The 9459-nt window shown below is 53.0% G+C and carries 12 protein-coding genes, 1 pseudogene and 1 other annotated feature; of the genes and pseudogenes, 4 read left to right on the forward strand and 9 right to left on the reverse strand.

Going from position 1 to position 9459, the window contains the following annotated elements; translation table 11 throughout:
* The 9 genes and pseudogenes from QZF50_RS20770 to hisL form a co-directional block, all read right to left on the reverse strand.
* Positions 1 to 142, reverse strand: a pseudogene (locus tag QZF50_RS20770) (bifunctional phosphoribosyl-AMP cyclohydrolase/phosphoribosyl-ATP diphosphatase); the annotation flags it as partial.
* Positions 136 to 912, reverse strand: coding sequence for an imidazole glycerol phosphate synthase subunit HisF (gene hisF / locus QZF50_RS20775; protein ID WP_023568740.1), 777 nt, complete (start codon positions 910 to 912; stop codon positions 136 to 138). The gene hisF and the pseudogene QZF50_RS20770, both read right to left, overlap by 7 nt.
* Complete coding sequence (gene hisA / locus QZF50_RS20780) at positions 894 to 1631, reverse strand: 1-(5-phosphoribosyl)-5-[(5-phosphoribosylamino)methylideneamino]imidazole-4-carboxamide isomerase (protein ID WP_000586416.1); 738 nt, start codon at positions 1629 to 1631, stop codon at positions 894 to 896. Before hisA ends, hisF begins: the two co-directional genes overlap by 19 nt.
* Positions 1631 to 2221, reverse strand: coding sequence for an imidazole glycerol phosphate synthase subunit HisH (hisH, locus tag QZF50_RS20785; protein ID WP_001103566.1), 591 nt, complete (start codon positions 2219 to 2221; stop codon positions 1631 to 1633). The genes hisA and hisH overlap by 1 nt, the downstream gene beginning before the upstream one ends.
* Complete coding sequence (gene hisB, locus QZF50_RS20790; RefSeq protein ID WP_000080093.1) at positions 2221 to 3288, reverse strand: bifunctional histidinol-phosphatase/imidazoleglycerol-phosphate dehydratase HisB; 1068 nt, start codon at positions 3286 to 3288, stop codon at positions 2221 to 2223. The genes hisH and hisB overlap by 1 nt, the downstream gene beginning before the upstream one ends.
* A complete protein-coding gene (hisC, locus tag QZF50_RS20795) occupies positions 3288 to 4358 on the reverse strand; it encodes a histidinol-phosphate transaminase (protein WP_000108950.1) in 1071 nt (356 codons plus the stop codon). The genes hisB and hisC overlap by 1 nt, the downstream gene beginning before the upstream one ends.
* Positions 4355 to 5659, reverse strand: a complete 1305-nt coding sequence (gene hisD, locus QZF50_RS20800) for a histidinol dehydrogenase (protein ID WP_001499066.1) — start codon at positions 5657 to 5659, stop codon at positions 4355 to 4357. The genes hisC and hisD overlap by 4 nt, the downstream gene beginning before the upstream one ends.
* Positions 5660 to 5664: 5 nt before the next feature.
* Positions 5665 to 6564: an ATP phosphoribosyltransferase gene (gene hisG / locus QZF50_RS20805; protein WP_000131782.1), complete on the reverse strand. Its 900-nt coding sequence runs from the start codon at positions 6562 to 6564 to the stop codon at positions 5665 to 5667.
* A 46-nt stretch (positions 6565 to 6610) separates the two neighbouring features.
* Positions 6611 to 6734: a sequence feature (His leader region), on the reverse strand.
* Positions 6710 to 6760: a his operon leader peptide gene (hisL, locus tag QZF50_RS20810; protein ID WP_001364200.1), complete on the reverse strand. Its 51-nt coding sequence runs from the start codon at positions 6758 to 6760 to the stop codon at positions 6710 to 6712. Its footprint overlaps the feature before it by 25 nt.
* 282 nt (positions 6761 to 7042) lie before the next feature.
* Here hisL and yefM point away from each other — a divergent pair, with 282 nt between their 5' ends.
* The 4 genes from yefM (at position 7043) to QZF50_RS20830 (ending at position 9427) form a co-directional block, all read left to right on the forward strand.
* Positions 7043 to 7294, forward strand: coding sequence for a YoeB-YefM toxin-antitoxin system antitoxin YefM (gene yefM, locus QZF50_RS20815; protein WP_001259255.1), 252 nt, complete (start codon positions 7043 to 7045; stop codon positions 7292 to 7294).
* On the forward strand, positions 7291 to 7545 hold the full coding sequence (gene yoeB / locus QZF50_RS20820) for a type II toxin-antitoxin system mRNA interferase toxin YoeB (protein WP_000767829.1): 255 nt from the start codon (positions 7291 to 7293) through the stop codon (positions 7543 to 7545). The genes yefM and yoeB overlap by 4 nt, the downstream gene beginning before the upstream one ends.
* An 82-nt stretch (positions 7546 to 7627) precedes the next feature.
* Positions 7628 to 8452: an SDR family oxidoreductase gene (locus QZF50_RS20825; RefSeq protein ID WP_000754749.1), complete on the forward strand. Its 825-nt coding sequence runs from the start codon at positions 7628 to 7630 to the stop codon at positions 8450 to 8452.
* 45 nt (positions 8453 to 8497) lie between these two features.
* The gene (locus QZF50_RS20830) at positions 8498 to 9427 is read left to right on the forward strand and encodes a LysR substrate-binding domain-containing protein (RefSeq protein ID WP_000803351.1); all 930 of its coding nucleotides are present in this window, start codon (positions 8498 to 8500) and stop codon (positions 9425 to 9427) included.
* Positions 9428 to 9459: the final 32 nt, after the last annotated feature.

Genomic DNA, 9459 nt, shown 5'->3' on the forward strand with positions numbered 1-9459 from the left:
TTTCGATGGTTTTGTCTAAGGCTTCCGGGTTCATATAGCCCAGCATTAACACTTCGCCGGATACAGCGTGTTGCACAATCACCGGCATCAGTCCGTCGGTTTTTTCCCAGTCCAGTTCGCGACGTTGTTGTTCTGTTAACATATCCTGATCTCCACGCCCTGTGTTGCCAGGTACGCTTTTAATTCACCAATATTGATTATTTGTTTGTGGAATACGGAAGCTGCCAGCGCGCCGTCAACGTCGGCATCGCGGAAGGCTTCGAGGAAGTGTTCCATGGTGCCCGCGCCACCGGAGGCAATCAGCGGGACGTGGCAAACTTCACGTACTTTTTTCAGTTGTTCGAGGTCGTAACCGTTACGCACGCCGTCCTGATTCATCATGTTGAGGACGATTTCTCCGGCACCGCGTTTTTGCACTTCCTGTACCCAGTCGAGCGTTTCCCACTGAGTGACGCGGGTGCGGCTTTCATCGCCGGTATATTGATTCACATGATATTTACCGGTTTCAGCGTCGTACCAGGTATCAATACCGACCACAATACACTGCACGCCAAAGCGATCGGCCAGGCGAGTAATTAACGTCGGGTCCGCCAGCGCAGGCGAGTTTATGGAAATTTTATCAGCGCCAAAGGAAAGAATTTTCGCGGCATCTTCCAGAGACTTAATCCCACCCGCCACACAGAACGGAATGTCGATCACTTCCGCCACGCGAGATACCCAGCTTTTATCTACCACACGGTCATCGCTGGAAGCGGTGATATCGTAGAACACCAGTTCGTCTGCACCTTCTTCGGCGTAACGTTTTGCCAGCGGCACGATATCGCCAATGATTTCATGGTTGCGAAACTGTACGCCTTTCACCACCTGACCATCACGAACGTCGAGACATGGAATTATGCGTTTTGCCAACATGCGATGGCCTCCTTCACGGTGAATTTACCTTCCAGCAATGCCCGACCAACTATTACGCCGCGCACGCCAGTGCCACGCAGGGCAGCAACATCGTTAATGTCGCCAATGCCGCCGGAGGACTGAAATGCCACCTGCGGATATCTGGCGCACACTTCTTCATATAAAGAAACGTTAGATCCCGCCAGCGTGCCGTCGCGCGAGATATCGGTACACAGCACATGTTTCAGGCCGACGGGCAGATAGGTTTCCACCAGTTGTTCCAGCGAAACGCCCGAATTCTCTTGCCAGCCGCTGACTGCCACCTGCTTGTTGCCTTGCTCGTCAATACGGACATCCAGCGCCAGCACTAAGGCATCCGCACCGAAGCGTTCAAACCAGCCTTTCACCATTTCTGGTGATTTCACCGCGGTGGAGCCGACCACCACGCGCGCAACGCCCGCTTCCAGTAACGCCGCCACGTCTTCTTCGCTACGCACGCCGCCGCCAACCTGCACCGGAACGTTAACGCCCGCCACCAGGGTTTTAATCAGCGGGATTTGACGTTTAGCCGGATCTTTTGCCCCGGTCAGATCCACCAGATGCAACACTTCGGCACCCTGCGCGGCGTAATCCTTCAATCGCGGCAGCGGGTCGTTACCGTAATCGCGCTGTTTGCCGTAATCGCCCTGATGGAGACGCACCACGGTGCCGTCGATTAAATCTAATGCCGGAATAATCATCACATCTCCAGGAAGTTTTTCAGCAACTTAGCGCCAGCGGCACCAGAACGCTCCGGGTGAAACTGTACGCCGTAGAAGTTATCTTTTTGTACCGCCGCGGTGAACGGTTCGCCGTAATTACACTGGGCGATGGTCCACGGATTGACCGGCATTGCGTAGCTGTGAACAAAGTAAAAATACGTACCGTCTTCAATCCCCTGAAACAGGCGGTTGCCTGCCTGCGGGTAAACGCGGTTCCAGCCCATATGGGGCAGCGGTAGACCAAAGTCGGTCATTTTCGGCACGTCTTCGTCGATGATGCCCAGCAAATCGACGCCGTTGCTCTCTTCGCTGCGCCGCCCCAGCAGTTGCATCCCTAAGCAGATGCCCAGCACCGGTTGGGTACAGGCTTTGATGAGATCAAACAGTTCTCGCTCACGCACCTGATCCATCGCTGCTTGTGCGGTGCCGACGCCGGGTAAAAATAGTTTATCGGCCAGCAACACGACGTCCGGGTCACGGCTGACTTTGGGTTCATAACCGTGGCGCGCAATGGCAGACTTCACCGAGTTCAGGTTGGCGCAGCCAGTATCCAGGATCACCACGTTCATTACAGCACTCCTTTCGACGAGGGCAGGGTATCGCCTTCCACGCGGATGGCCTGGCGCAGGGTGCGACCAAAGGCTTTGAACAGGCTCTCTACACGGTGGTGATCGTTTTTACCTTTGGTTTTCAGGTGTAGCGTCACGCCCATGGTGTATGAGAGCGAACGGAAGAAGTGCTCGATCATTTCAGTGCTGAGATCGCCTACGCGCTGGTAGGTAAATTCAGCTTTATATTCCAGGTGCGGGCGACCAGAGATATCCAGCGCGCAGCGGGCAAGGCATTCGTCCATCGGTAGCACAAAACCAAAGCGGCAAATACCGCGTTTGTCGCCGAGGGCAATTTTTAACGCTTCGCCCAGCGCCAGGCCGGTATCTTCGACGGTGTGGTGATCGTCGATATAGAGGTCGCCTTTGACGTTGATTTCCATACGGAAACCGCCGTGGGTAGCGATCTGATCCAGCATGTGATCAAAGAAGCCAACGCCGGTGTTAATCTTGCTGCCACCTTCGCGATCCAGCCACACCTGAACGTCAATCTGCGTCTCTTTGGTGTTGCGCACTACATGGGCGTAACGGTCTCGTTTAGTGAGTTGCTCACCAATCATCGGCCAGTTCAGGGTTTCGCGGTCGTAGCGTAAACCATTAATACCCATGTTTTCAGCTAGTTGAATGTCGGTCGCGCGATCGCCAATCACATAACTGTTGGCGCGATCCATCGCTTGCTCAGCGAGATAACGCTCCACCAGTTTTACTTTCGGCTTACGGCAGTCGCACTCATCGGCGGGCAGGTGCGGACAAATCAGCACTTCATCAAACTGCACGCCTTGCGAGGTGAAGATCTGCATCATCAGATTGTGCGGGCCATCGAAATCCGCCTGCGGGAAACTTTGTGTTCCCAGACCATCCTGATTAGTGATCATCACCAGCTTGTAGCCCGCTTTTTGCAGCTTCAGCAGCTCCGGGATCACGCCCGGTTCAAAGGCGAGTTTGTCAAAACGGTCCACCTGAAAATCACTCGGCGGTTCGCTAATCAGGGTTCCATCGCGATCGATAAAAAGATACTTCTGACTCATCAAACTTGCTCCGCACGTAAGGCGTCAATGACGCGCTGGCTTTCTTCACGGGTTCCAACGGTAATTCGCAGGCAGCCGCTTAAAGAGGGTTGTTTATTCTGATCACGTAAGATAATGCCCTGATCCCACAAAGATTTAAACACTGCACTGGAGGCTTTAAAGCGCGCCAGAATGTAGTTGGTTTCGGAGTCGAAAACCTGCTCCACGCAGGGGATTTCTTTCAATGCGGCAATCAGATATTCACGTTCTGCAATAATTTGCGCCACACGTCCGCGCATGGCGACGATCCCCTGCGGGCTTAACGCCTGGGCCGCAATGTCGGCAACCGGCGTCGAGAGCGGGTAGGGGGCGATCACTTTCATTAACAGGTTGATGACCTCTTCGTTTGCCAGCGTAAATCCGCAACGAAGCCCCGCCAGAGCAAAAGCTTTCGACAGTGTGCGCAAAATAGCCAGGTGCGGATATTCCGCCAGCCAGCCAGCCAGCGATGCCTGTGGACAAAACTCTATATAGGCTTCATCGGCAACCACAATCGCCTTACCGCGCGTTAACTCCAGCAGGGTGCGAAAATCCTGCGGGTTGATCAGTTGCCCGGTCGGGTTGTTGGGGCTGCAAACATAGACCACTTTTACGCCGTCCAGCTTGTCGGAAATGCCCTGTAAGTCCAGTTGCCAGTTGTCCAGCGTCGGCACTGTGCGGCACTCGACGCCAATGGTTTCAGCGCTGACGCTGTACATGCCGTACGTTGGCGGGCAGTAGAGGATGGCGTCTTTACCCGGTTCGCAAAAAGCGCGAATCAGTAGTTCAATACCTTCGTCCGCGCCACGGCTGACCAGCACCTGTTCCGGTTTTACGCCTGCATATTGCGCGTAATTTTCAATCACCGCTTTCGGCTGGCATTCCGGGTAGCGGTTGAGCGTTTGCTGAGTAAGCTGAAACTCCACGGCTGTGGGATATTCGTTGGCGTTCAGCCAGACATCGCCGTTACCGCCCAGACGACGCGCCGACTGATACGGCGTCAGGTTGCGGACGTTTTCACGCGCTAAATCGGTAATAGTCACGGTGCTCATGCTTGCTCCTTAAGGGCGTTAACACGCAAAGTAACGGCATTTTTATGGGCGGTCAGGCGCTCGGCGGCGGCCAGTGTTTCTATGGTTGAAGCCAGCGCGGAGAAACCTTCTTTCGAGAGTTCCTGCACGGTCATGCGCTTCTGGAAATCTGCCAGCCCGAGGCTGGAACAGGTGGCGGTGTAACCGTAAGTCGGCAGAACGTGGTTGGTGCCGGAGGCGTAATCACCTGCCGATTCCGGTGACCAGTCACCAAGAAATACCGAACCGGCACTGGTAATGCCATCGACCAGTTCGCGGGCGTTGCGGGTCTGAATGATCAGGTGCTCCGGGCCGTACTGGTTGGAGATCTCCACGCACTGCGCTAAATCTTTAGTCACGATCAGGCGGCTGGCGTTCAGTGCCTGGCGGGCGGTTTCGGCACGCGGCAGTTCTGCCAACTGGCGTTCGACGGCCTCGGCAACGCGACGCGCCATATCAGCAGCGGGCGTCAGTAAAATCACCTGTGAATCCGGGCCGTGTTCAGCCTGAGAAAGCAAATCAGAAGCCACGAAATCCGGCGTAGCGCCGCTGTCAGCAATCACCAGCACTTCCGACGGGCCTGCGGGCATATCGATCGCCGCACCGTCCAGACGCTGGCTCACCTGACGTTTCGCTTCGGTGACAAAGGCGTTACCCGGCCCGAAGATTTTGTCCACTTTCGGCACAGATTCCGTACCAAACGCCAGCGCGGCAATGGCCTGTGCGCCGCCGACGTTAAACACGTCCTGTACACCGCACAGCTGCGCCGCATAAAGGATCTCATCAGCAATCGGCGGCGGTGAGCACAGCACCACTTTTTTACAGCCCGCAATACGCGCCGGAGTTGCCAGCATTAATACCGTTGAGAAGAGCGGGGCGGAGCCGCCAGGAATATACAACCCAACTGAAGCGACCGGGCGCGTGACTTGCTGGCAACGTACGCCTGGCTGCGTTTCTACATCTACCGGCGGCAGCTTTTGCGCAGTGTGGAAGGTTTCAATATTTTTTACTGCCACCGCCATCGCCTGTTTTAGCTCGTCGCTCAGGCGTTCGCTGGCGGCGGCGATCTCCTCAGCAGACACCTTCAGTGCGGTAACCGTGGTTTTATCAAACTTCGCGCTGTATTCCCGCAGGGCGTCATCACCACGTGCTTTCACGTTATCGAGAATATCGTTAACCGTGCGGGTAATGCTTTCAGAAGCGGAGATCGCCGGGCGCATTAACAGCTGGCGTTGTTGCTCCGCAGTACAGCTATTCCAGTCAATGATTGTGTTAAAGCTCATGGCGATCACTCCATCATCTTCTCAATCGGCAGGACCAGAATTGAACTGGCACCCAGCGCTTTCAGTTTTTCCATCGTTTCCCAGAACAGGGTTTCGCTACTGACCATGTGCATCGCTACGCGTTGTTGGTCACCCGCCAGCGGCAGAATGGTTGGGCGTTCGGCACCTGGCAGCAGGGCGATGACTTCATCCAGACGTTCGGTCGGTGCGTGCATCATGATGTATTTTGATTCGCGCGCCTGGATCACACCCTGAATACGGGTCAGCAGTTTGTCGATCAGCTGCTGTTTGGATTCTTCCATTTCACCATCGCGCTGGATAAGGCAGGCTTTCGAGCGGTAGATAACTTCGACTTCGCGCAGGCCGTTTGCTTCCAGCGTGGCACCGGTGGAAACCAGATCGCAAATCGCATCCGCCAGTCCGGCACGCGGGGCGACTTCAACAGAACCGTTCAGTAAGCAGGATTTAAAAGAGATGCCTTTCTGGTCGAGATAACGCTTGAGCAGGTGAGGATAAGAGGTGGCGATACGTTTACCGTTTAAGGAGAGCGGGCCGTCCCAGGCTTCATCAACCGGCGTTGCCAGCGAAAGGCGGCAGCCGCCGAAATCCAGACGACGCAAGGTAAAGTAGCGCGGATCTTCACCCTGGGCGCGGCGGTTAAGCAGCTCTTCTTCCAGCACGTTTTCGCCAATAATCCCGAGGTCAACCACGCCATCCATTACCAGACCGGGAATGTCGTCGTCACGCACGCGCAGAATATCAATCGGCATGTTTTCTGCCATCGCGATCAGGCGCTGGGTGTGAAGATTGATTTTAATGCCACAGCGCGCCAGCAATTCGCGTGAGTCATCACTTAAACGGCCGGATTTCTGCATAGCTATGCGTAAACGAGTGTTGTCTGTCATTTTGTTATTCCTCTTTAAACCTGTCTGAACCGTTATCAACCGCGCAATAAAAAAGCCCCCGGAAGGTGATCTTCCGGGGGCTTTCTCATGCGTTCATGCACCACTGGAAGATCTGAATGTCTTCCAGCACACATCGCCTGAAAGACTAGTCAGGATGATGGTGATGATGGTGGTGTTTAAATTGAACGCGTGTCATAAAAGTCTCTGTGAATGTTTATTCAACTGATGTCTTTTAACCTAAACCACTTTCACGTTAGAAAGCAAGGGCTTTTTTATATATTTTATGGCGATGGATTTGTTTAATGAATGAGCGGGGAAAGGAGGGGGCTAAGAGGACTGTCCTCTAAGCTGACGGCACCAAAAATAGCGAAGCCTGGATTTTCGTCTCACTGACAATACCTTGATCTACAAACTAATTAATAAATAGTTAATTAACGCCCATCATTGTACAATGAACTGTACAAAAGAGGAGATTGACATGCGTACAATTAGCTACAGCGAAGCGCGTCAGAATTTGTCGGCAACAATGATGAAAGCCGTTGAAGATCATGCCCCGATCCTTATTACTCGTCAGAATGGAGAGGCTTGTGTTCTGATGTCACTCGAAGAATACAACTCGCTGGAAGAGACGGCTTATCTACTGCGTTCCCCCGCTAACGCCCGGAGATTGATGGACTCAATCGATAGCCTGAAATCAGGCAAAGGAACAGAAAAGGACATTATTGAGTGAAACTAATCTGGTCTGAGGAATCATGGGATGATTATCTGTACTGGCAGGAAACAGATAAGCGAATTGTTAAAAAGATCAATGAACTTATCAAAGATACCCGCAGAACGCCATTTGAAGGTAAGGGGAAGCCAGAACCCCTGAAACATAATTTGTCAGGTTTCTGGTCCCGACGCATTACAGAGGAGCACCGTCTGGTATACGCGGTTACCGACGATTCACTGCTCATTGCAGCATGTCGTTATCATTATTGAACAGATTCATTCATAGAATGAATTGTCAGTTTTGATACGCTAGCGTAGCCTTATAGATCTAAGGTGTATCAGGAGATAACGGATGAAAAAGGTCGCAATTGTCGGGTTAGGGTGGTTAGGCATGCCGCTGGCGATGTCACTTTCAGCGCGAGGCTGGCAAGTCACCGGGAGTAAAACCACACAAGATGGTGTCGAAGCGGCCCGAATGAGTGGCATTGATAGCTATCTGCTTCGCATGGAGCCTGAGTTAGTTTGCGATTCTGACGATCTGGATGCCCTGATGGATGCCGATGCACTGGTCATTACGCTTCCGGCACGTCGTAGCGGCTCCGGCGATGAGTTCTATTTACAAGCGGTACAAGAGTTAGTGGATAGCGCGCTGGCCCATCGTATTCCCCGAATTATTTTTACCAGCTCAACATCTGTCTATGGCGATGCGCAAGGCATGGTGAAAGAAACTACCCCGCGTAATCCGGTAACCAACAGTGGACGAGTATTAGAAGAACTCGAAGACTGGCTGCACAATTTACCCGGTACTTCGGTCGATATTCTGCGTCTTGCGGGCCTGGTCGGACCGGGGCGTCATCCCGGACGCTTCTTTGCCGGAAAAACCGCGCCTGATGGTGAACATGGTGTTAATTTAGTCCATTTAGAAGATGTTATTGGCGCTATCACTCTGTTGTTACAGGCACCTAAAGGCGGACACATCTATAATATATGTGCGCCAGCTCACCCTGCGCGTAATGTTTTCTATCCGCAGATGGCCCGTTTACTGGGGCTGGAACCTCCGCAGTTCAGAAATAGTCTGGACAGCGGCAAAGGTAAGATTATTGATGGCAGTCGGATTTGTAATGAACTGGGATTTGAATACCAGTATCCCGATCCGCTGGTAATGCCGCTGGAGTAAACGATCACGCCAGCAGGACGCCGCATACACTGCAAGGGGGCGTGTATGAAACCACTGCTGGATGTGTTGATGATCCTCGATGCCTTAGAAAAAGAAGGCAGTTTTGCGGCGGCGTCGGCCAAACTCTACAAGACGCCGTCCGCTCTGAGTTACACCGTTCACAAGCTGGAAAGCGACCTTAATATTCAATTGCTTGATCGTAGCGGTCACCGCGCTAAATTCACCCGCACCGGAAAAATGTTATTAGAGAAAGGGCGGGAAGTTCTGCATACCGTGCGGGAACTGGAAAAGCAGGCGATCAAACTGCATGAAGGCTGGGAAAACGAGCTGGTGATTGGCGTGGACGACACGTTTCCTTTTTCTCTGCTTGCGCCACTGATTGAAGCTTTTTATCAACATCATAGCGTGACGCGCCTGAAGTTTATCAATGGCGTACTCGGTGGTTCATGGGATGCCCTGACTCAGGGGCGAGCGGATATTATTGTTGGCGCGATGCATGAGCCACCATCTTCCAGTGAGTTTGGTTTTTCACGGTTGGGCGATCTGGAACAAGTCTTTGCGGTCGCGCCTCATCATCCGTTAGCCCTGGAAGAAGAGCCGTTAAATCGTCGTATTATTAAGCGATATCGGGCGATTGTGGTGGGGGATACTGCGCAGGCAGGCGCTTCTACGGCCTCACAACTTCTCGACGAACAAGAAGCCATTACCGTTTTCGATTTTAAAACCAAGCTGGAGCTGCAAATTAGCGGCCTCGGCTGCGGCTATTTACCCCGTTATCTGGCGCAACGTTTTCTCGATAGTGGCGCGTTAATCGAGAAGAAAGTGGTCGCCCAAACTCTCTTTGAACCCGTCTGGATTGGCTGGAATGAACAGACCGCAGGACTTGCCAGTGGCTGGTGGCGGGATGAAATTTTAGCAAATAGTGCGATCGCCGGTGTTTATGCAAAATCTGATGACGGAAAATCAGCCATTTAAAGAAAAATTATTATGACAAGCCTCTCATTCTC

The organism is uncultured Escherichia sp. (assembly GCF_948475835.1).
Classification (GTDB): Bacteria; Pseudomonadota; Gammaproteobacteria; order Enterobacterales; family Enterobacteriaceae; genus ECMA0423.